This window comes from Saccharomonospora sp. NB11, from assembly GCF_015910535.1.
Lineage (GTDB): Bacteria > Actinomycetota > Actinomycetes > Mycobacteriales > Pseudonocardiaceae > Saccharomonospora.
The window spans coordinates 35,367-56,052 of the sequence record NZ_JACBJG010000012.1 but is presented as its reverse complement, the minus strand read 5'-3'; the positions used below and the strand labels follow the sequence as shown (position 1 = coordinate 56,052).

The window sequence follows — 20,686 nt, the reverse complement described above, 5'->3', positions numbered from 1 at the left end:
GGAGGTGGCCCTTCGAGCGTTCAGGCCAGGCCGACCGCGCGGCGCGCGAAGTCGACCTCGATGGCCACCTGCTTCATGGTCTCGGCCACCACGAGGGAGCCGTGCCCGGCGTCGTAGCGGTAGAACGCGTAGTCGGCGCCCCGTTCGGCGAGCCGGTCGAGGTAGTTCTCGATCTGCCGGATCGGGCAGCGCGGGTCGTTGTCCCCGGCGAGGACGAGCACCGGCGCGCGGACCGCGTCGACGTAGGTGAGCGGTGAGCACTTCTCGTACACCTCGGGCACGTCCGACGGCGCACCGCCGAACAGCGCGCGGTCGAACGCCCGCAGCGGCTCCATCTCGTCGGCGTAGGCCGTGACGTAGTCCGCCACCGGAACTCCGGCGACCCCGGCCGCCCACCGCTGCGGCTGCGTGCCGAGCGCCAGCAGCGTGAGGTAACCACCCCACGAGGCGCCCGCCACCACGCACCGTGCCGGGTCCGCGAGTCCCGAGTCGACGGCCCAGTCGTGCACGGCCGCGACGTCCTCCAGCTCGGTCAGCCCGGGCCTGCCCTCGATCGCGTCGCGCCACTCCGACCCGTACCCGGTCGACCCGCGGTAATTGACCTCCACCACGGTGAAGCCCGCGTCCAGCCACAGGGCTCGGTACGCGGAGAAGCGGTCCTCGTCGGCGGCGTGCGGCCCGCCGTGCAGCAGGAACACCGTCGGCCCGGCCGTGGTGTCGTCCTCCGGCGTCGAGATCAGGGCGTGCACGTCACCACCGGGGCCGGGCACGAACGCGTCGCGCACGGGCCGCGAGCCGGGGGCACGGTCGCCGGGCGGGGTGATGAGGACCCGGTCGTCGCCGTCGACGTCCCGCACTCGCACCAGCGGCGGCTCCGCGGCGTTGGACCAGGTGTACTCCACCGCGCCGTCCGGCCGGACCGCCGCGGCGCCCACGTATCCGGGTCGGGAGTTCAACGCCGTCAACGCCGACGCACCGGGTTCGGCGTCGAGGTCGTAGCGGTACAACCGACTCCGTCCCCGCTCGAACTGCGCGACCAGGAGGGCCCGGCCGTCGGGGTACCAGTCGGCGGTGAGCTCGCCGGGCAGGTCGATGTCGAGCTCGGTCTCGGTGTCCGCCTCGACGTCCCAGATCAGCAGCTCCTCGCGATCGTGCCGTTCGTGCTGCACGAGTAGTCGCGAGTCACCCTTCACCGGGGAGAACGCCAGTGCGCCGAGCCCCTTGCCCTCGCCGTCCCACTTCTCCGCCACGACGTCGAAGCCGTCGGTCGTCAGTACGCGCAGCGCCGGGTGGCGCGAGTCGCCGTGCTCGGAGTGTCCGATCGCGACCAGTCGTTCGTCGCGCGACAGCGCGGACACGTCGGCGTCGTGCTCGCTGGCGTAGAACTTCACCGTCCGTCCGTCACGGTGCAGGTAGAGCGCCGTGCCGTCGTCGGTGGACACGCCGACGGCCGAGCACGTGTGTCCCAGCGCCAGGCCCGCCGGGTACCCGGCCGGGACGTCCGGCAACGCCGGTACCGGCGCGGCCCCACCGGCGAATGGTTCCCGCACCCAGGAGCCGAACTCGTCGCCGTCGGTGTCGTCGAACCACCAGATCCACGCCCCGTCGGCCGACAGGGTGCCGTGCATGGTCCCGTTTGGACGGTCGGTGACCTGGCGGTGCGTGTCGGTGGCGCGATCCCAGGCGTACAACTCCCACACGCCGCTCGCGTTCGACACGTAGAGGTTCGCGTCCGGCGCGTCGAGTGCCCAGCTCGGGGCCGACACCCGGGCCGCGCTGAACCGCGCCCGCCAGCGGGCTTCCAGTTCGGGATCACCGAACAACGTCTCGGGAACACGGGGGCTCGGATGTTGTGTGCTCACCCCGGTGATCCTGCCAGGTCCGTAGGGTTGACAGCGTGAGTGAGGGGCAGTCGGGTCACGCGAGATTCGTGTTGCCGCTGTTGCGGCCGGGAATGCGAGTGCTCGCGCTCGGCTGCGTTCCGTCCGGGGGTGCCGAGGACGTCCGACTGCTGACCAGCCTGCGTACGGCGACCCAGCCACTGCACGTCGTCGGCGCGGACGTCGATCTCGACGCGGCGCGCCGGGCTCGGCGGGCACTCGCGCTCTCCGCGGTGTCGACCACCGACGTCGTGGTGGCGAGCCCGACCGCGCTCGCCCTTCGCTCGGAGTCCGTCGACGTGGTCTACGCCCATGCCCTGCTCGACCGTGTGCGGGAGCCCCAGCGGGTGCTGGCCGAGTGCGCCCGGGTGCTGCGGCCGGGTGGGCTGCTCGCGTTGTCGACCCCGGACTGGAGCCGGACGCGGGTCAAGCCCCGCACCGCGAACGTCGACGCCGCACTGCGCGGGTGGACCATGCTGCGTCGGCGCGAGGGCGGGGACCCGGCGGCGGGCCGGCATGTGGAGGACTGGGTGCGGGGCGCGGGCTTCACCGACGTCCGATCGCGAGCCCGCTTCCACCACGGCGCCGACTACCGGCAACTGGGGTGGACCATCGAGGCCGAGCTGGCCGAGGTGCTGCGGGAGTCCGGCGACCACATGGACCCTCAGCTCGCGAGCGCGGCACGATCGGCGTGGATGTGGGTGCGTGGCGGCCCGGGCGAGGTCAGCCAGTGCTGGGTGGAGACGGTGGCGGTGCGCTGAGCGTCCGCCGTCGACGCATCCGAAAACGAAAGGACCCCCGCCCGGAGATCCGGACGGGGGCCCTTCGACGTCGGGGTGGCGGGATTTGAACCCACGACCTCCTCGACCCGAACGAGGCACGCTACCAAGCTGCGCCACACCCCGATGTTCGCCTGGGGTCACCCCCAGCGGGTCGTCACCTAGTTTAGCGGACGTTGCTGGCGGCTCGACGGCGGGCCGCACTTTCGGCGTCCGACCGTGCCTGACCTCGCGGAACCAGCGTCAGCAGGCTGGCCTCGGGCGGGCACGCGAACCGGGCGGGAGCGTACGGCGAGGTGCCCAGTCCGGCCGAGACGTGCAGCCACATGTCGGCTCCCCAGCGGGACGCCCCACGAGCGCGGGAGCGGTCGAGCTCACAGTTGGTGACCAACGCGCCTACGCCGGGCACGCGGAGCTGGCCGCCGTGGGTGTGGCCCGCCAGCACCAGGTCGTACCCGTCGGCGGCGAACGGGTCCAGCACCCGCGGTTCGGGCGAGTGCGTGACACCGAGTCGCAGCACCGCGTTCCGGTCGGGCGTGCCGGTGATGTCGGCGTAGCGGTCGCGGTGCAGGTGCGGGTCGTCGACCCCGGCCGCGAAGACGCGCTGTCCGGCCACGGTGAGGGTCCGTCGCACGTGTGTGAGGTCGAGCCAGCCGTGCTCGACGAACGCGGCCCGCAGGTCGCGCCACGGCAGGTGGGCGCCGTGGATGCGCTTCTTCTTGCCCTTCGGCATCAGGTAGCGCGCCGGGTTCTTGGGCTTCGGCGCGTAGTAGTCGTTGCTGCCGAACACGAACAGGCCGGGCCGCTGCAACAGCGGGCCGAGTGCGCGCAGGACGGCCGGCACCGCCTGCGGGTGCGCGAGGTTGTCACCGGTGTTGACGACGAGGTCGGGATCGAGCCGGTCGAGTTCGGCCACCCAGCGTTGCTTGGACTTCTGTCCGGGCAGCATGTGCAGGTCGGACACGTGCAGGACCCGGATGGGGCGGGCACCCGGGGCGAGCACGGGCAGCTCCGCGGTGCGCAGCGTCCAGTGTCGGCGTTCGATGCCGATGGCGTAACCGAGGGTCGCAGCGGCGAGCGCCGCCGTCCCCGTCACGAGGCGTTTCATCATCATCCTTGAGGTGACGTGTGTCACCGAGCGTACGCGCGGTCACCGACTGTTCGCTGTGCCCCATAAGGGTTGTCGACGCCTCCGTACCACGGTGCACGGCGGAAAATACCTGATCGGGTGAACAATCAGGCGGGTTCGGGCGCCCGGACCCACCGGGAGTGGAGCCGGGCGCCCGCGACGTTCACCCGACCTTCGCGTACTCCGGGTCGGGTTTCGGCAGTTGTTGCACGGGCTCGCCTTCCAGGATCGGCTTCATGGCCCGGAACCAGGTGTGTGCGGGCGTCTTGCCGCCGAACATGTTCCCGTCCGTGGTGGCGCGGACATTGCCCGGACCACCGTAGGTCAGGCCGCCGTACGGGACGTCGGGGCGGAAGACCATCGCCGCCCCCGCGAGCTGCGGGGTCGCTCCGACGAATGCGGCCGAACCCTGGAACTGCGTCGTCCCCGTCTTACCGATCATCGGCCGGTTCCAGCCCACGGAGGCCGCGGCCGCTGCTGCGGTGCCGCCCGGTTCGGTGTCCTTGCTCATGCCGACCGCGAGCGTGTTCGCCAGCCCTTCCGGGATCACCTGCTCGCACTCCGGCTCCTTCACCGGGAAGGCCTTGCCCGCCCGGTCATTGACCTCCAGCACGGGCGTGGGGGAGCACCACACCCCACCGCTCATGATCGTCGCGGCGACGTTGGCCATCTCCAGACCACTGACCGGGCTCGCCCCGAGCGTGAACATGCCGCGTCCCTGCGGGGCCAGCTCGTTCGGCCCGTAGAACTCCTTCTGCGTCATGCTGTACTCCGGGCGCTCGTGGTCCGGGTCGGGAGTCCCACCGTTCGCGGGGCTCGACGACATCGTCTTGCGCAGCCCGAGTCGCTCGGCCATCTCCACGACCGGCCCCATCCCGGTCCGTTCCTCCAGGATGACGAACGTGGTGTTGGGCGACTTCGCCAGCGCGTCCTGCAGCGACATCGAGGTGTCGGCGCCGTCGCTGGCGTTCTGCACGCAGTACGTGCGGATGCCCGACGGCCTGGTGGGGCAGTGCTCGCCACCCCAGTTGAAGACGGGGGAGACGTGGAAGTTCGGCACCGGCACGGTGTCGTAGATCCCGACCTTCTTGTGCTCCATCGCCGCCGCCGCGGTGAAGATCTTGAAGCTGGAGCCCGCACCCGTCACGTTGATGACCTCGTAGGGCAGGCCGAAGGAGGTCTGACCGAGGTCGGCGTCGGTGCCGTAGTCCTTGTTGGCCACGAGCGCCACCACCTCGTGCCGGTCCTTGCCCGGCTTGACCAGCGACAGCGTGTTGGCGACGTTCGGCTCGTTCTTGCGGACCTCGGCCTCGGCGGCTTCCTTCGCCTTCAGCGTCGCCTCGCGGTCCATGGTGGTCCGGATGACGTAGCCGCCCGTGTAGAGGTCGTCCTTGTCCATGCCGAGGTCCTCGACGAGGTGGTCCTCGACGTACTGGCAGAAGAAGCCGAACTCCGGCTTGGCGCTGACGCACGTGGAGGCGGGCTTCTCGGGGCCGCCGGGCAGCACGCCGAGGGGTGCTTCCTTGAACCGCTCCGCGTCCTTCTCGGCCAGCTTGCGGTTCTCGACCATCTTGTCGAGCACGAAGTTGCGGCGTTCCTTCGCCTTCTCCGGGTTGTTCCACGGGTCGAGCACGGCCGGGTTGTTCACCATGGCGGCGAGCAGTGCCGACTGGGGCACGTTGAGCTTGTCGGCCGTGGTGCCGAAGTACGCCTTGGCCGCCGCGCCGACGCCGTAGATCTGGCGGGAGAACTCGACGACGTTGAGGTATCCGGTGAGGATCTCGTCCTTCGTCATCTTCGTCTCGAGCTGAATGGCGACCCGCGCCTCTTTCAACTTCCGGGCGATCGAAGCTTCCTGCGCCTTTTGCTGCCCGAGTTCGTCACCCCGGTAGGTGACATTGATCAAATAGTTTTTCACGTACTGCTGCGTCAGTGTCGACGCGCCTTGTGTGTCGCCGCCCGACGAGTTGCTGATCGCGGCCCGAAGTGTCCCTTTCCAGTCGACGCCGTGATGGTCGTAGAAACGGCGGTCCTCGACCGACACGAGAGCCCATTTCATGGCTTCGGAGATCTGGTCCGACGTCGTGGGAATTCGGTACTGCTTGTACAGGGTCGCGAACGGTTCGCCGTCCCGGTCGGTCAAGGTCGTGACCAGGGGTGGCGGTTCGTCGGCAAGCTCGGACGACATCGAATCAACCGTCTCGCTGGCCTGATTGGAGATCACTCCGGCGGCCCCCACGACGGGGAACAGAAGCCCCGCGACAAGGACACCGGCGAGCAGGCACAGACCCAGCAGCTTGAACAGACCGCTCCGGATACTCACGCACTAAGGGTACGCACACCCAGGTGTGATCACGGTGACCAGATCCCTTGCGTGAGAGGCCGTCTGATAACAAATGACCATGGGGGCTTGGCGGAGGGAACCGGTAGCCCCTACAGTCCGTCAACAAACTCACGGGAACGATGCCTGGGGAGGCTTCGTCGGAGGGACGTGAGTACGAAAGACCTGCTCGTGGGGGACGCGGTCGCACGCTCCGTCGCCTACCTGCCGGTCGTAACAGGGTAGGAGCTGGGGGTATGAGGTACGACTTCTCGGACTGGCGTGTTCATGCGTTCTGCAGGGACACCGATCCCGACGGCCTGTTCGTGCGGGGAGCCGAACAGAATCGGGCGAAGCTGGTCTGCATGGGTTGTCCGGTCCGTACGGAATGCCTTGCCGAGGCATTGGACAACCGCATCGATTTCGGCGTGTGGGGAGGCATGACCGAGCGCGAGCGTCGTGCGCTGCTCCGCCGTAGGCCGGAGGTCGTCAGTTGGCGCGACCTGCTCGAATCGGCCAAGCGGGAGTACGAACCCGCGCAGCGCGTCTCCTGACCGTCGGCCACGCGGTCATGCGCCCGCCAACCGATTGCCGACGTCGCGAAGACCGGGGAGGTCGTGCACGTCGCTGGGCAGCGCGGGAACCGTGGTGACGGCGACGTCGGGATGTGCCTTCGTGAAGCGCGCCAGCAGGCGCTCCTCGCGTCGGGACATCTCGACACGGTCGGCGTGCAGTCGGAGCACGGCGGCGGCGAGCGAGGCTTCCGCGTCGCCGTCGGCTCCGCCCGCGCCGCTCGTCCGGCGTTCCAGGGCTTCCGCGGCAGCGAGGGCATCGATCGCCGACAGGTCGGCCAGCACGGGATGGGTCCGGTTGGCGACCAGCCCGGCCAGCGGCATCGACTCCGTCGACAGCCGTTCGACGAAGTAGCTGGCCTCGCGCAGCGCGTCGGGTTCCGGGGCCGCGACGACGACGAATGCCGTGCCCTGGGATCGCAGCAGTTCGGCGGTCTTGGCGGCGCGTTCGCGGAACCCGCCGAAGGTGGAGTCGAAGGCCTGCATGAACGCCGATGCGTCGGCCAGTAGTTGTCCACCGAGGATGGTCGACACGGCCTTGGCGAACATGGAGAAGCCGGCACTGACGACCTTGCGCAGGCCCCAACTGCCCGCGCGCGCCGGTGTGGTCAGCAACCGGATCATGCGGCCGTCCAGCGCGGCCGAGAGCCGGTTGGGCGCGTCGAGGAAGTCCAGCGCCGACCGGCTCGGCGGGGTGTCCACGACGATGAGGTCCCACTCCTCCGTCGCCGCGAGCTGGCCGAGCTTCTCCATCGCCATGTACTCCTGCGTGCCGGAGAACGACGTGGAGATCGTCTGGTAGAAGGGGTTGCCGAGCAGCGCCTCGGCACGTTCCGGGCCCGCGTGACGGCGCACCATGTCGTCGAAGGTGCGTCGCATGTCGAGCATCATGGCCCAGAGTTCGCCCTTGGGTTCGAACCCGGCGACGGAGACCTTCCTCGGCTGGTTGCCGAGTTCGCGCAGCCCGAGTGCCTGGGCGAGTCTGCGAGCCGGGTCGATGGTCAGGACCACGGTCTGGCGACCGCGTTCGGCGGCCCGAAGCGCCAACGCCGCCGCGGTGGTGGTCTTGCCGACGCCACCCGAGCCGCAGCACACGACCACCCGGGTCTCGGGGTCGTCGAGCAACCTGTCGATGTCGAGCTGGTCGGTCACAGACGTACTCCCTGGTCCACCAGAGCGTCGGCGAGTTCGTACAGTCCCGCGACGTCCACTCCACCACGCAGGTCGGGAAGGCGCAGAGTGGGCAGGTCCGCTTCCGTGAGCTGCTCCGACGAGCGCGCTTCCGCGGCGATGCCGATGGCGTGTTCGACGGTCTCGGTGACGAGGGCCTCGACCGTGGAGTCGGGCAGGTCGAGTCCGGCCGCGCGGAGTCCGGCCCTGACGCCGTCGGTGTCCACCTCGCCGTCGGCCGCCGGAGTCAGCGACGGGGCGGGCAATCGTGGTGGGCGGACCCGGTTCACGAGCACGGCACCGGGGCGAAGGTCCGCCCCGTCCAGTTCGGCCACCGCGTCGAGGGTCTCCCGCACCGGCATCTCCTCCAGCAGGGTGACGAGGTGGACGGCCGTCTCGCCCGAGTGCAGCAGGCGGACCACACCCTCGGCCTGTCCCCGGATCGGCCCGGTCTTGGCGACGTCGGTGAGTGCCCTGGTGACGTCGAGGAACTTCACCACCCGGCCGGTCGGCGGGGCGTCGACGACGACGGCGTCGTAGACGTGCCTGCCGTCGGAGTCGGTGCGCCCGACGCACTCCTTGATCTTGCCCGTGAGCAGGACGTCCCGGAGCCCGGGAGCGAGCGTCGTGGCGAACTCGATGGCCCCCATCCTGCGCAGCGTCCGACCCGCGAAGCCGAGGTTGTAGAACATCTCGAAGTACTCGAGCAGCGCCGCCTCGACGTCGATGTGCAGGGCGCGCAGTTCGCCCCCGCCCGGTGCGGACGCCAGCCGCTGCTCGGCGTACGGCAGCGGTTCGGTGTCGAAGACCTGGGCGAAGCCCTGCCTGCCCTCGACCTCGACCAGCAGGACACGACGGCCGCCCCTCGCGAGCGCGAGGCCGAGCGAGGCCGCGAGGGTCGTCTTGCCGGTTCCGCCTTTTCCGGTGACGAAGTGCAGTCGGGTCCGAGCGAGTTCGTCGGTCCAGCCTGGCAGGGGAGTCACAGTCCGAAGCGTATCCGGAAACCGGGGGCGACCGGTCAGCTCGCGAGTGCGAGGACGCTCACGATGACGGCCACCGTGCCCGCCAGCACCCAGGTCACGGGACCGGGGAGAGTCGTGAGGGTGAGTACGGCCGTGACCGCGAGCGCCGTGAGTCCCACCAGACCGGTGACGGCGACGGTCGAGCCGCGGCCGGTCTTCTCCCGTGCTTTCGCCATGGCGAGCAGCACGCCGATCACTCCGGGGACGCCGAGCAGCACCGTCGCGAGGATGCGCCATCCTTCCACGGGATCAAACCGTAGTGGCTAGGGTGTTCGACCATGAGTGCCACGAAGTGGGAGTACGCCACGGTGCCCCTGTTGATCCACGCCACCAAGCAGATCCTCGACCAGTGGGGCGAGGACGGCTGGGAGCTGGTCACGGTGCTGCCGAACCCCAGCGGTGAGCAGCATGTCGCCTACCTCAAGCGCCCGAAGAACTGAGGGGTCGAGACGATGCAGTGGAGCGCGAGGCTCGCGGAGCTCGGTATCGAACTGCCCGACGTCGCGGCTCCGGTCGCGGCCTACGTCCCCGCGGTGAAGACGGGCTCGCACGTCTACACGTCGGGCCAGTTGCCGTTCGTCCGGGGCGAGCTGGCGGCCACCGGCAAGGTCGGGGCGGAGGTCAGCCCGGAGGAGGCCAAGCAGTACGCGCGCACGGCCGCGTTGAACGGCCTGGCTGCCGTCCACGCCCTCGTGGGCATCGACTCGGTGGTCCGCGTGGTGAAGGTCGTGGGCTACGTGGCGTCGAGCGAGGGCTTCGGAGGTCAGCCCGCGGTGATCAACGGTGCCTCGGAACTGCTCGGTGAGGTGTTCGGTGAGGCGGGCGCCCACGCGAGGGCAGCCGTCGGGGTCGCCGAGCTGCCGCTGGGAGCCCCGGTCGAGGTCGAGCTCATCGTGGAGGTCGAGTGATGGACCCGGACATCGAGAACTCTTGCCACGAGCTGCTGCTGCGGTTGGCGGGTCGGCTTCCGGACCGGTTGCTCTGGCGTTTCCGCGACTGGCTGGGCGAGGGTGCCATGGGCACGCTGGCCAGGACGCTCCCGAAGACTTTGCTGAAGCACAGGATCGATCTGGACCAATCGGAGTATCGCCTGTTGGTCGCCGGTCTCATCCCGCACGGCGCGGACTGGCACGAGGTGAGTTCCACCCTGGGGGTGGACGCCTTGATCGAGAACCGGTACACATTCACCACGGGAGCACCCGATTGGGTGAACACCGTCGATTCGGTGTCCGTGGTGGTTCACGCAACGTTGCGGGGACGTCCGGATGTGGGTGAGGTCCGGGAGAGTTGGCGACACGAGCCAGGAGCCGGCGAGGACGAGGCCAAGCGAGTCCTCCTCGTGACGGCCGTGGCCGGGTTGCCGCGTCTCACCGGGGAGCTCCAACGCGTCCTTCGCGTGCTGGGTGACGAAGCGCCCAGCGTCGAGGTCCTGCCGACGCAGGTCGAGTTGCCCGCCTACCACGAGGCGGCGCTCGCGAATTCCCGGTTCGTGTGCGTCGGCGCCGTGGACGCCGGTCATCACAGGCTTGTACCCGCATAGCGCTCGCATCGCAGCGGGCTGGAGGGAGTTGGGGGATGGTGGACGAAGGTCTGCCCAAGGATGGCTTCGCCGTTCCGCTGCGGCTGCACAACGTCCTGCTGGCGTTGGCCGGTCGGCTCGACGACAGTGCGTTGTCCGAGGCGCGGGAACTGGTTGCCCGGTCTCATCTCGACGACGCGGCTGAACTCGCCGTCGGGGCGCTGATCGCCGGACGGATCATGGTGCGGCCGAGCGAGCAACGCGAACTCGCACTCGTGCTGGAGATGAGTCGTTCGGACGCGGCGCTGGCGGACCAGCTCACCGTCGGCGACTCGGTTCCGGGCTTCACCCACCGGTTCAGCCGGGACAACGACCCGGACGCCGGGATCGCCGAGGCGCTCGACCGCACTCTGCAGGTGCTGCCCGACGTGCGGTCGGTGCACGCCGTGTGGCGGAACACGCCCGCGGGCAGCGTGCCGGGGCCGCTGCCCCAGCGGGTGGTGCTGATCGAGATCGGTCCGGAGGCGCACCCTCCGGCCGTCGCGTTCCGGGTGGACGACGCGCTGCGGCGTGGTGGCATCCGCGCCGTCGTGGAGGTCACGGGCCCGAGCGCCGAGCGCACCGAGTACCACGAGGCCGCGTTGGCCTCGGCCGCGCCGGTGTGGCTGGCCTCCGGCCAGGCCGGTGCGGAGGGCAGCAACTCGAAGTCGCGGCCGAGGTCGTCCCGCAAGTCGGCCTCGGGTGCGGCGCGGGCCGAGGGGCCGCGGACCCCGGCCCACGCGATCGCGGAACCGCCGGCAGCCGAGCCGCAGCAGTCGGGACAGCACGTCCTGGCCGAGTCGGAGTCGACCCCGGTCGCGATCCCGCAGGCGCGGGAGGGCGGTTCGCGTTCGATCGCGACGTTCGAGGTGGAGCATCCGGTTGCCGCCGGCGACACCGTCGACGCGGGCGCGACGCCGTCCGTCGAGGCGGCGGCGGTGGAGACGGCCGAGCGTCCGGAATCGGCGGTGGTGGAGACGGCCGAGGCCGTCCAGACCGCTGCGCCCGAGGCCGAGCCCACCCCCGAGCCGTCGCGGCGGGAGAAGGAGAAGCCGTCCTTCTCCGCCGACGAGCTGGCGGAGCTGGAAAACCGGGTCGCCGAGACCACCGAGATGAGCCCGGAGGAGGTCGCGCAACTGCGTGCCGCGATCGCCGAGGACTCCGAGCGGGGTCGCGAGATCGCCGGTCTGGCCTCCAGCATGGTCGAGCTCCCGGAGCTGAATCTGGACGACCCGCAGCTCTCCGACCGCGATCGCCAGTTGCTGAGGGAGCTGCACGCCGAGCTCGCGGAGCGGGAACGGGCCGAGGCGGCACGCACCAACAACGGAGCCGAACGCCCCTGAGAGGGTGGTCCGGCGGGTGATCGGCGGTTATCGTGCGGCCGTGACTCACTCTCCGAATGGCGGGGCGACCGAGAGTTCCTTCTCGGTCCCCGCCCGTGTCGTGCCGCCGATGTCGAGGAAGACACCGCCGGAGCCGGTGCCCGCGAAGGACTCGGCCACGGTGGTGTTGGTGCGGGACGCCGTGGACGGCGCCGGCGTCGAGGTGTTCCTGCAGCGGCGGGTCAGGACCATGGCCTTCGCCTCCGGCATGACGGTGTTTCCCGGCGGTGGGGTCGACGAGCGTGACGCCGACGCGTCCGTGGGCTGGGTCGGTCCTCCGCCCGCGGAGTGGGCGCGTCGGTTCGCGTGCTCGGAATCGCTGGCGCGCGCGTTGGTGTGCGCCGTCGTTCGGGAGGCGTTCGAGGAATCCGGCGTGCTGCTGGCCGGGACGCCGTCGGAGGTCGTGGCCGACACGAGCGCGTACGCCGACGCGCGGGCGGCGTTGACGTCGGGGGAGCTGTCGTTGGCCGAGTTCCTCGCCGACGCGGGGCTGGTGGTGCGTGCCGACCTGCTGCGGCCGTGGGCGAACTGGGTGACGCCCGAGCAGGAACCCCGGCGATACGACGCGCGGTTCTTCGTGGCGGCACTGCCGGAGGGACAGGTGGCCGACGGCGCGACGTCCGAGGCGGAGTCGACGCGCTGGCAACGGCCCGCCGACGCCATCGCCGACGCCGAGGCGGGTCGTGCCGCTCTGATGCCGCCCACGTGGCACACGCTGGAGGAGGTCGGACGCTTCGGGTCGGCGGCGGAGGTGCTCGCCTGCGAGCGGACGATCCGGCGCATCATGCCGAGGCTGGTGCGCGACGGCGAGCGTGTGGTGGTGGAACTGTGACCACGCATCCCGCGTACGGCGTGCTCCGCCCGGTCTCCCCGCTGGCGACGGTGCTGCTCCAGAACAACCCGTCGACGATGACGCTCGACGGCACCAACACTTGGATCCTCCAGGCACCGGGAGCGTCCGGTCGGGTGCTGGTCGACCCGGGGCACGCACTCGACGACCACGTGGCCGCGCTGGCGGAGCTGGAGAATGTCGAGTTGGTGCTGCTGACGCACTGGCATCCCGACCACACCGAGGCCGCCGACGTGGTCGCGGAACGACTCGGCGCACCGGTGCGGGCGTTCGACCCGCGGTTGTGTCGCGGGGCCGGGCCGCTCGAACACGGTGAGGTCGTGCGGGCGGCGGGCTTGACGTTGGAGGTCGCCCACACGCCGGGCCACACCGACGACTCCGTGGTGCTGCGGGTCGACCACGGTGAGCGGACCCACGTGCTGACCGGCGACACGGTGCTCGGTCGCGGCACCACCGTGCTCACCGACCTCGGCGCCTACCTCGACTCGCTGCGGACGCTGCGGGAGCTGCCCGAGGGTGTGCTGGGACTTCCCGGGCACGGCCCCGAGCTGGCCGACCTCGCCCACACCGCGGGCGAGTACCTGCGCCACCGCCAGCAGCGGCTCGACCAGGTTCGACAGGCGCTGCGGGCCCTGGGTGAGGACGCCACGGCCCGGCAGGTGGTCGAGCTGGTGTACGCCGACGTCGACCGTGCCCTGTGGGCTCCCGCGGAGGAGAGTGTGCGGGCGCAGTTGGAGTACCTGCGCACGCGCGGGTGATCACGTCCTCGTCGGCTGTCCGACCTCCGTCGAAGTGGGGCGCACCGTGTTCCTGCGCAGCCACACGAGTCCGGCGATCACGGCGGCGCAGGCTCCGGCCACGAGGAACGCGAGTGGCGGGCCGCTCTGTTCCACGAGGTAGCCGCTGACCGACTGTCCGGCGGCGAGGCCCAGGGTGATGGACGTGAGCACCCACCCGAACGCCTCGGCGGCCGTGTCCTTCGGCGCGACCAGCTCGATGGTCATCGAGTGAGTCGTCGACTGCGGCGTGATGAGCGCGCCCGCCGCGAGCATCGCCACGCCCAGCCCCCACAGGGTGGACGGCCACGCCAGGAGTGCGACGGTCGCCGCGAACAGTCCGAGCAGGACGGGCAGTCGGAGCCCGAGCGGCCTCGGCCACGGCCGAAGACTGAACAGCACGCCGAAGGCGACCGAGCTGATCGACCACACCGACAGCAGGACACCGCCCACGGCGGTGTTGCCCGCAGCGGTGGCGGCCGCGGGCACGGCGACCTCGACGAAACCGATGACCATGCCGAACCCGAGAGCGGCCAGCGCGAGCGTGCGCATGCCGGGGCTGGCGAACGCGCCCAACAGCGTGGCACCACCCCGGCGTGGGTTCGGGGGCCACGCGCGGACGGCGGGGCTGAGCGCGAACAGCACGGCACCGGTGATCATGCAGGCGGCGCCGAGCACCATGCCGGTGCCGGGCCACGGTGCCGTCACCAGCGCACCCGCGAGGCCGGGGCCGAGGATGAAGAAGACCTCCATGCTGATGGCTTCGTAGGAGTACGCGGCGGTGAGCGCGGGGCCGGGTGACAGCAGCCGTCCCCACAGGGCACGGGAAGCCGACCCGCACGCGGGCTCGAAGATCCCGATGCCGAAGGCGAGCGTCACCAGCACCACCGTGTCGGCCTCGGTCTCGATCGCCGTGACGAGGGCGGCGATCGAGAGGGCGAACAGTGTCGTCACGACCACCAGAGGGCGGGTGGGGCCGAGTCGGTCGATGAGCCTGCCCTGCGCCACCGAGCCCACGGCGACGCCGAGGAGGGTGCTCGCCGACACGAGACCCGCCACGGCGTAGGTGCCGGTCTCGTGCTGGACGTACAGCAGTTCCGAGATGCCGATCATCGCGATCGGGAGGCGGGCCAGGAGCGAGGCGACGAGCGGGCGGCGGGCCGCCGGCGTGGTCAAGGCGACGCGGTAGTCGGCGAAGGTCGTGCGGCCGGACTCAGCAGAGTGGGACACGCGTACCAGTATGAAGCAGAGTGGTACGGCAGTGCCACTCCGGGTTCCGAAAATCTTGAGAGGATCGACGCGGAAGAGGTGTTGAATGCACCTCTGTGGGGTAAGTAGATATCGGAACGATAACGGTGTCCGGGGGTGCGGCATCATCTTCTGCCCCCAGGCGTCTTTGAGGGTGAAAGACCTTGAACCCACGGGGTGGGGCCATGGGACCCTAGCGAGACAACCCCCGTGGTCGGAACATTGAAGACAGCGACCTTGCGAGGTTGTCGCGAAGAACGTTCACCGGCGCTCGGCGCGGTGGGTGTTCACAACTACAGACTCCCTCCGGGTTTCGGGTCGGGGCCTACAACCGGAGGGCGGGGAGCGCGGTCTGTCGGGGGATGGCCCGCGCATGACGGACAAGGGGCCGGAACAGTGCCACGTCGGGGGTGGCGCCCGGCCCCTTGTTCCATTTCAGACTTCGTGGTGGGAGATGCTCCGCCACGCCCTCGCAGCACGACTCTGTGCGCGACAGGTGCGCGGCGGTGTGCAGGTCAGCGAGCCCGTCGAGCCAGTCGCTCCGGGTCGAGGATGAGCACGCTCTTGCCTTCCAGTCGGAGCCAACCGCGGTGGGCGAAGTCGGCGAGCGCCTTGTTGACGGTCTCGCGCGACGCACCCACGTACTGGGCGATCTCCTCCTGGGTGAGGTCGTGCGTGACGCGCAGCAGCCCGGCCTCCTGGCTGCCGAAGCGCTGGGCGAGCTGCAGCAGAGCCCTGGCCACACGTCCGGGGACGTCGGTGAAGATCAGCTCCGCCACCATGTTGTTGGTGCGGCGCAGCCTGCGAGCGACGACACGGAGAAGCTGCTCGGCGATCTCCGGGCGCGTGGAAATCCACTGCCGCAGTGCCGGGCGGTCCATCGTGACCGCGCTCACCTCGGTCACCGTGGTCGCGGTCGACGTGCGCGGGCCCGGGTCGAAGATCGACAGCTCGCCGAACATGTCCGAGGGACCCATGATCTGGAACAGGTTCTCGCGGCCGTCGGCCGACTTGCGGCCGATCTTCACCTTGCCGGACTTGATGATGTAGAGCTTGTCCCCCGGCTCACCCTCGTTGAAGATCACGTGGCCTCGGGGAAATTCCACTGTCTCCAGAGTCTGCGCGAGCGCCTCGGCCGCAGCCGGTTCCACACCCTGGAAGATGCCCGCGCGGGCCAGGGTCTCGTCCACCTCGTGCCTCCTTTGGGTAGCGGCAGCCGTCTTCAGGCGCGAAGACGGTGCCGCCGATCACTACATGCAGTGTAGGGCGTGCCCCCGAGATCGCTCCGCGCTCGGGTCGTCGAACGGCAATTGGCTACCTGCGAGTACGCCCGAGGTGAACCGACCGCGTTCGCCTGCATACTCGCTGTTGTACGGCGTGGCGGAGCATCTCGTCCGACCGAACAGCCTAACTCCGGAGGCTACGCTGCTTCCCCTTGGCTGCCTTTCCGGCGAGCCTGCGCAGCCGGAACAACTCCAGCGCGCGGCCGATCCCGTGGCCGTAGAGCGCCCTGACCTCGTCGGGCCGGGCCTGCTCCAGGAACTCCTCGACGTCCTCCCCGCGCACGGACACGTGACGCAGTCGGTGCTCGACCCGCTCCATCCCGAGTGCGAAGAGCATCACCACGACCGGCACCGCGATCACGAACCAGACGGTCATATCACTCCTGATCCCTCGTTTATCCGGGCTCGGTCGCCGAGTCGCCGATGGTGACCCGACGTCAGCGAAGGAGGTGGCTTCCTGACCCGACGGCGCACGTAGGCTAGCGGGGTGTCGTCAACCGTCGGTCACGCCCCCCGAAAGGGGCGCGCAGTCGCTGAGCAGAGCCGGTTGTCGTTGGTGAGACGTGCACGGCGTATGAAGCGTTGCCTCGATGCCGCCTACCCAAACGCTCACTGTGAACTCGACTTCACGACGCCGCTGGAACTGCTGGTGGCCGTCATCCTGTCCGCGCAGTGCACGGACGAGCGCGTCAACGCCGTCACGCCCGCGCTCTTCGCGCGGTACCGCACGGCCGCCGACTACGCGGGTGCCGACCGCGCCGAGCTGGAGGAACTGATCCGGCCCACCGGGTTCTTCCGCAACAAGGCGACTTCGCTGATGGGGTTGGGCGCCGCCCTGGTCGACCGCCACGACGGCGAGGTCCCGGGCACGCTGGAGGAGCTGGTGAAGCTCCCGGGAGTGGGTCGCAAGACGGCCAACGTGGTGCTTGGCGAGGCGTTCGACGTGCCGGGGATCACGGTCGACACCCACTTCGGGCGTCTGGTGCGGCGCTGGGCCTGGACCGACAGTGAGGACCCGGTGAAGGTCGAGCACGAGGTCGGTTCGCTCTTCCCGCGCAAGGACTGGACCGTGCTGTCGCACCGGGTGATCTTCCACGGGCGCCGGGTCTGTCATGCCCGCAAGCCCGCGTGCGGCGCGTGTCCGCTGGCGAAGGACTGTCCGTCCTACGGTCTGGGGCCCACCGAGTTCGACGTCGCGGCGAAACTCGTGAAGGGAGTCGAGCGCGACCACATCCTCGGGCTGGTGACGGGCTCTTGACCACTGCGACGAAGTGGGCGCTGGCGGTGGGAGCTCTCGCTCTCGCGTTGATCGTCGCGCTGTTGCCGCGGTCGCAGAGCGTGCCCCCGGACTCGGGAACCGCCGAGCTCGGCCCCGCCCGGGAGCGCGCCGCGTTGGAGGCGTGCGTTCCCGGTGACGGCGAGCGGGAAGCGGAGGACTCGGCGTTGGCGGACGTGGAGACGCTGTGTCTCGGTGACGGCTCCGGCGTCACGCTCGCCGACGCGTTGGGCGAGGGGCCCACGCTGGTCAACGTGTGGGCGACGTGGTGCGAGCCGTGCCGGGAGGAATTGCCGCTTCTCGCCGAGTACGCGCGTCGCCCCGACGCCGCCCGCGTCGTGACCGTGCAAGTGCAGAGTTCACCCGAGGACGGGCTCGGGTTGCTGACCGAACTCGGCGTGCGACTGCCCACCCTCCACGACGGCGAGGGGGCACGGGGGCCGGTGCGTGAGGCACTCCGCGTGCCCACCGGGCTGCCCGCCTCCTACGTGGTCGCGGACGGGAAAGCCCGTCTGGTGACGACTCCGCGGCTGTTCACCTCGGTCGACGAGATCGTCGACGCCGTCGACATGGGGGAGGGTGCGCGATGACCGGACCGCTGGTCCCGGCCGGGCAGGTGCCGGAGTTCCTTCGGCCGTTGGTCAAGGCGAGCGAGTCGGCCGACTCGACGGTGTTCACGCGCGTGACGGCCCCGCCGTACGACGACGCGCGCCGGGCGTCCGTTCTGATGTTGTTCGGCGAGACTCCCGAGTCCGGGCCGGACGTGCTGCTCCTGCGGCGGGCCGACACGCTCGGTTCGCACGCAGGCCAGGTCGCGTTCCCCGGCGGCGGCGCCGACGACGGCGAGGACCCGGTCGCCACCGCGCTTCGGGAGGCGGAGGAGGAGACCGGGGTCGTGCCTGCGGGTGTGTCGCCCCTCGCCGTCTTCCCCGAGCTGTACGTACCCGTGTCCCGCTTCGCGGTCACCCCGGTGCTCGCCCACTGGCATCGGCCCTCGCCAGTCCGTCCCGTCGACCCCGCCGAGACGGCGGCCGTGGCGCGCGTGCCGGTTTCCGAGCTCGTCGATCCCGCCAACCGGTTCCAGGTCACGAAGGCGGGCGCGGGATGGCGCGGTCCGGCATTCTCGGTGCGTGGCCTGTTCGTCTGGGGTTTCACGGGCGGGCTGCTGTCGGTGTTGCTGGAGCTGGGCGGTTGGGCCACGGAGTGGGATCGCGACGACGTGCGCGATCTTGACGTAGCGTTGGCCGAACACGAGGGACGCGCGGCGGCCCGGCCGGACCGGACAGAGGAGAGACGGTGAACTGGGTCGACGTACTCGTGATCCTGGTGGCACTGCTCGCGGCGGTGTCGGGAGCACGCCAGGGTTTCGTCGTCGCCCTCCCCGCCTTCGCCGGCGTCATCGTGGGTGCGGTGCTCGGCATCCGGCTCGCCCCGCTCGTCATCGAGGCGTTCGATCACCCCGCGGCCCGGGTTGCCTTCGCCGTCGGCACGGTGGTCTTCCTCGTCGCGCTCGGAGAGACCATCGGCGTCTACTTCGGGCACAAGCTCAAACGTCGGATCTCCTCGCCGAAGCTGTCCGGCGTCGACAACGCACTCGGCGCGGTGGTGCAGGGCGCCGTGGTCTTCGTGGTGGCGTGGCTCATCGCGTTGCCGTTGACGAGCGTCGCCGCGTTGCCCGGCCTGACCAAGGCGATCAACGAGTCCTCGGTGCTCGGTGGGGTCAACCACGTGATGCCCGAGGCCGCCCAGGGGCTGCCCGGCGAGCTGCGGCAACTGCTCGACGAGTCGGGATTCCCCGCCATCCTGGCGCCCTTCCAGGAAGCGCCGGTGCGGGAGATCGAACCCCCCGACCCGGAACTGCAGAACAGCGCCGTCGTCCAGGGGCTGCGACCGAGTGTGTTGAAAGTGAGAGGTACCGCACAGAGCTGTTCGCGGTCGCTCGAAGGCACCGGATTCGTCGTCGACGACGAACGGGTGATGACCAACGCCCACGTCGTCGCGGGCACGAACCGCGTCTCCGTGGAGACGAACCAGGGAACGTTGGACGCCGAGGTGGTGCATTACGACCCCCGCACCGACCTCGCCGTGCTCGCCGTGCCCGGGCTGTCGGCCGCGCCGCTTCCCCTGGCGACCGAACCCGCCACGGCAGGGGACGACACCATCGCGCTCGGCTATCCCTTGGACGGTCCCTACACCGCGACACCGACACGTATCCGCGAGCGGATCACCCTGCGCGGACCGGACATCTACGACTCCACGACCGTCCAGCGGGACGTCTACACGGTGCGCGGCGAGGTACGCAGCGGCAACTCCGGCGGGCCGCTGATCGATCCCGACGGCCGAGTCGTCGGCGTCGTGTTCGGGGCCGCGGTGGAGGACCCGGACACCGGGTTCGTGCTCACCCTCGACGAGGTGCGCGACGAGATCGAACGTGCGCGCGCGTTCGACTTCGAGGTGTCGACCGGCCAGTGTTCCGGCTGATCAGGTGCCGTGATCAGGTGCTCTGCAGGAACTCGGTGAGGAGCTTGGTGGTCCGGTCGGGAGCTTCCAGGTGCGGGAAGTGGCCGACCCCGCGCAACCACTCCAGATGGGAGTGCGGGCCGCGCCACGGAGCGGAGTCGTGAGCGGTGTCGGGCAGGACGCACGGGTCGCTGTCGCCGTGGAGTTGCAGCACCGGCATGGTGACGCGGTCGGACACGGCGTCGGCGAACCGACGGCCGTCGCCCCGGAACTGGGAGCGGAAGGCCCACCGGTAGTACTCCAGGGCGCTGTGGGCGACACCGGGCACTTGCATGGCGTGCCGGAACTTCCGGGCCACCTCGGGGAACTCCGGGTTCGCGGGCCAGGAGCCGCCCGACCACGTCCGCAGCAGCCGTTCGACCTCGGCGGAGCCGTCGGCCATCAGTCTGCGTTCGGGCGCCATCGGCACCTGGAACCGCAGGAGGTGGCTCATGGCCCTCGCCTGGCCGTGCCGTCGCCACCACGTGCGTCGGATGGCCGCCCGCAGGGCGAGCGGATGAGCCCCGCCGATCACCCCGACCGACGCGACCACACGCGGATGCAACGCTGCGACCGACCACGCGAGCAGGCCGCCCCAGGCATGCCCCACGAGGTGGGCGCGGCGTTCCCCGAGCGCGCGGACCAGACCGGCGACGTCACCGGCCAGTGTCCACCCGTCGTAGCCGCGTGGCGGTTTGTCGGAGTCGCCGTAGCCACGCAGGTCCACCGCGACGACCCGGTAGCCCGCGTCCGCGAGCGCCCGTAGCTGGTGGTGCCATGCCCACCAGAACTCACCGAACCCGTGCAACAGGAGCACGGCCGGTCCGGAACCCAGCTCCGCGACGTGCAGCCGGATGCCGTTGGCGGAGACGTCGCGATGCGTCCACGGTCCGGGGTGGCGCACGGTCGAGGGATCGGGAGCGGACACGGTTCGAGGACCCG

Annotated in this window: 22 protein-coding genes and 1 tRNA gene; 12 read left to right on the top strand and 11 right to left on the bottom strand. The window is 70.3% G+C overall.

The genetic code is table 11. The annotated features are described in order from the left end of the window. Positions 1-20: 20 nt before the first annotated feature. Complete coding sequence (locus JAV51_RS17305) at positions 21-1,862, bottom strand: prolyl oligopeptidase family serine peptidase (protein ID WP_197321791.1); 1,842 nt, start codon at positions 1,860-1,862, stop codon at positions 21-23. A gap of 35 nt (positions 1,863-1,897) precedes the next feature. On the opposite strand from JAV51_RS17305, the gene JAV51_RS17300 reads away from it, so the two are divergent. Beyond that, the gene (locus tag JAV51_RS17300) at positions 1,898-2,641 is read left to right on the top strand and encodes a methyltransferase domain-containing protein (RefSeq protein ID WP_197321790.1); all 744 of its coding nucleotides are present in this window, start codon (positions 1,898-1,900) and stop codon (positions 2,639-2,641) included. A gap of 70 nt (positions 2,642-2,711) precedes the next feature. On the opposite strand, the gene JAV51_RS17295 is transcribed toward JAV51_RS17300, so the two are convergent. The 3 genes from JAV51_RS17295 to JAV51_RS17285 form a co-directional block, all read right to left on the bottom strand. Then, positions 2,712-2,785: transfer RNA gene (locus JAV51_RS17295), tRNA-Pro, on the bottom strand. A gap of 40 nt (positions 2,786-2,825) precedes the next feature. Beyond that, positions 2,826-3,767, bottom strand: coding sequence for a metallophosphoesterase (locus tag JAV51_RS17290; RefSeq protein ID WP_197321789.1), 942 nt, complete (start codon positions 3,765-3,767; stop codon positions 2,826-2,828). 184 nt (positions 3,768-3,951) lie between these two features. Next, entirely contained in the window at positions 3,952-6,111 is a 2,160-nt protein-coding gene (locus JAV51_RS17285; protein ID WP_197321788.1) for a transglycosylase domain-containing protein, read from the bottom strand. Between the two features lie 254 nt (positions 6,112-6,365). Between JAV51_RS17285 and JAV51_RS17280 the strand changes: the two genes are divergently transcribed. Continuing rightward, the gene (locus tag JAV51_RS17280) at positions 6,366-6,662 is read left to right on the top strand and encodes a WhiB family transcriptional regulator (protein WP_197321787.1); all 297 of its coding nucleotides are present in this window, start codon (positions 6,366-6,368) and stop codon (positions 6,660-6,662) included. A 15-nt stretch (positions 6,663-6,677) separates the two neighbouring features. Here the strand turns inward: JAV51_RS17280 and JAV51_RS17275 are convergent, their stop codons facing one another. The 3 genes from JAV51_RS17275 to JAV51_RS17265 are packed head-to-tail and all read right to left on the bottom strand — an operon-like array spanning position 6,678 to position 9,117. Then, positions 6,678-7,832 carry an ArsA family ATPase gene (locus JAV51_RS17275; RefSeq protein ID WP_197321786.1) on the bottom strand — a complete coding sequence of 385 codons (1,155 nt, stop codon included), beginning with the start codon at positions 7,830-7,832 and terminating at the stop codon, positions 6,678-6,680. After that, on the bottom strand, positions 7,829-8,833 hold the full coding sequence (locus tag JAV51_RS17270; protein ID WP_197321785.1) for an ArsA-related P-loop ATPase: 1,005 nt from the start codon (positions 8,831-8,833) through the stop codon (positions 7,829-7,831). Before JAV51_RS17270 ends, JAV51_RS17275 begins: the two co-directional genes overlap by 4 nt. A 35-nt stretch (positions 8,834-8,868) precedes the next feature. Further along, positions 8,869-9,117 carry a hypothetical protein gene (locus JAV51_RS17265; protein WP_197321784.1) on the bottom strand — a complete coding sequence of 83 codons (249 nt, stop codon included), beginning with the start codon at positions 9,115-9,117 and terminating at the stop codon, positions 8,869-8,871. 33 nt (positions 9,118-9,150) lie between these two features. Between JAV51_RS17265 and JAV51_RS17260 the strand changes: the two genes are divergently transcribed. From JAV51_RS17260 to JAV51_RS17235, 6 genes are all read left to right on the top strand, one after another. Then, the gene (locus JAV51_RS17260; RefSeq protein WP_006238837.1) at positions 9,151-9,312 is read left to right on the top strand and encodes a DUF4177 domain-containing protein; all 162 of its coding nucleotides are present in this window, start codon (positions 9,151-9,153) and stop codon (positions 9,310-9,312) included. Between the two features lie 12 nt (positions 9,313-9,324). Further along, the gene (locus JAV51_RS17255; protein ID WP_197321783.1) at positions 9,325-9,780 is read left to right on the top strand and encodes a RidA family protein; all 456 of its coding nucleotides are present in this window, start codon (positions 9,325-9,327) and stop codon (positions 9,778-9,780) included. Beyond that, positions 9,780-10,412 (top strand): hypothetical protein, encoded by a 633-nt coding sequence (locus JAV51_RS17250; RefSeq protein ID WP_197321782.1) that lies wholly within the window; start codon positions 9,780-9,782, stop codon positions 10,410-10,412. The genes JAV51_RS17255 and JAV51_RS17250 overlap by 1 nt, the downstream gene beginning before the upstream one ends. A 35-nt stretch (positions 10,413-10,447) precedes the next feature. Beyond that, a complete protein-coding gene (locus JAV51_RS17245; RefSeq protein ID WP_197321781.1) occupies positions 10,448-11,773 on the top strand; it encodes a hypothetical protein in 1,326 nt (441 codons plus the stop codon). 109 nt (positions 11,774-11,882) lie between these two features. After that, the gene (locus JAV51_RS17240; protein ID WP_231642513.1) at positions 11,883-12,644 is read left to right on the top strand and encodes an NUDIX hydrolase; all 762 of its coding nucleotides are present in this window, start codon (positions 11,883-11,885) and stop codon (positions 12,642-12,644) included. Then, positions 12,641-13,420, top strand: coding sequence for an MBL fold metallo-hydrolase (locus tag JAV51_RS17235; RefSeq protein WP_197321779.1), 780 nt, complete (start codon positions 12,641-12,643; stop codon positions 13,418-13,420). The genes JAV51_RS17240 and JAV51_RS17235 overlap by 4 nt, the downstream gene beginning before the upstream one ends. Here JAV51_RS17235 and JAV51_RS17230 read toward each other — a convergent pair whose 3' ends face one another. From JAV51_RS17230 to JAV51_RS17220, 3 genes are all read right to left on the bottom strand, one after another. Continuing rightward, a complete protein-coding gene (locus JAV51_RS17230) occupies positions 13,421-14,668 on the bottom strand; it encodes an MFS transporter (RefSeq protein ID WP_197321778.1) in 1,248 nt (415 codons plus the stop codon). Between the two features lie 533 nt (positions 14,669-15,201). Further along, on the bottom strand, positions 15,202-15,876 hold the full coding sequence (locus tag JAV51_RS17225) for a Crp/Fnr family transcriptional regulator (protein ID WP_005441764.1): 675 nt from the start codon (positions 15,874-15,876) through the stop codon (positions 15,202-15,204). A 217-nt stretch (positions 15,877-16,093) separates the two neighbouring features. Continuing rightward, positions 16,094-16,345, bottom strand: coding sequence for a hypothetical protein (locus tag JAV51_RS17220; RefSeq protein ID WP_005441763.1), 252 nt, complete (start codon positions 16,343-16,345; stop codon positions 16,094-16,096). Between the two features lie 198 nt (positions 16,346-16,543). Here JAV51_RS17220 and nth point away from each other — a divergent pair, with 198 nt between their 5' ends. From nth to JAV51_RS17200, 4 genes are read left to right on the top strand one after another with little or no spacing between them, the layout of a single operon-like run. Beyond that, the gene (gene nth, locus JAV51_RS17215) at positions 16,544-17,227 is read left to right on the top strand and encodes an endonuclease III (RefSeq protein WP_231642512.1); all 684 of its coding nucleotides are present in this window, start codon (positions 16,544-16,546) and stop codon (positions 17,225-17,227) included. Then, positions 17,224-17,835, top strand: a complete 612-nt coding sequence (locus tag JAV51_RS17210; protein WP_197321776.1) for a TlpA disulfide reductase family protein — start codon at positions 17,224-17,226, stop codon at positions 17,833-17,835. The genes nth and JAV51_RS17210 overlap by 4 nt, the downstream gene beginning before the upstream one ends. After that, positions 17,832-18,545: a CoA pyrophosphatase gene (locus tag JAV51_RS17205; protein ID WP_197321775.1), complete on the top strand. Its 714-nt coding sequence runs from the start codon at positions 17,832-17,834 to the stop codon at positions 18,543-18,545. The genes JAV51_RS17210 and JAV51_RS17205 overlap by 4 nt, the downstream gene beginning before the upstream one ends. Further along, complete coding sequence (locus tag JAV51_RS17200) at positions 18,542-19,726, top strand: MarP family serine protease (protein WP_197321774.1); 1,185 nt, start codon at positions 18,542-18,544, stop codon at positions 19,724-19,726. The genes JAV51_RS17205 and JAV51_RS17200 overlap by 4 nt, the downstream gene beginning before the upstream one ends. 13 nt (positions 19,727-19,739) lie before the next feature. On the opposite strand, the gene JAV51_RS17195 is transcribed toward JAV51_RS17200, so the two are convergent. Next, positions 19,740-20,672 carry an alpha/beta fold hydrolase gene (locus JAV51_RS17195; RefSeq protein ID WP_197321773.1) on the bottom strand — a complete coding sequence of 311 codons (933 nt, stop codon included), beginning with the start codon at positions 20,670-20,672 and terminating at the stop codon, positions 19,740-19,742. Positions 20,673-20,686: the final 14 nt, after the last annotated feature.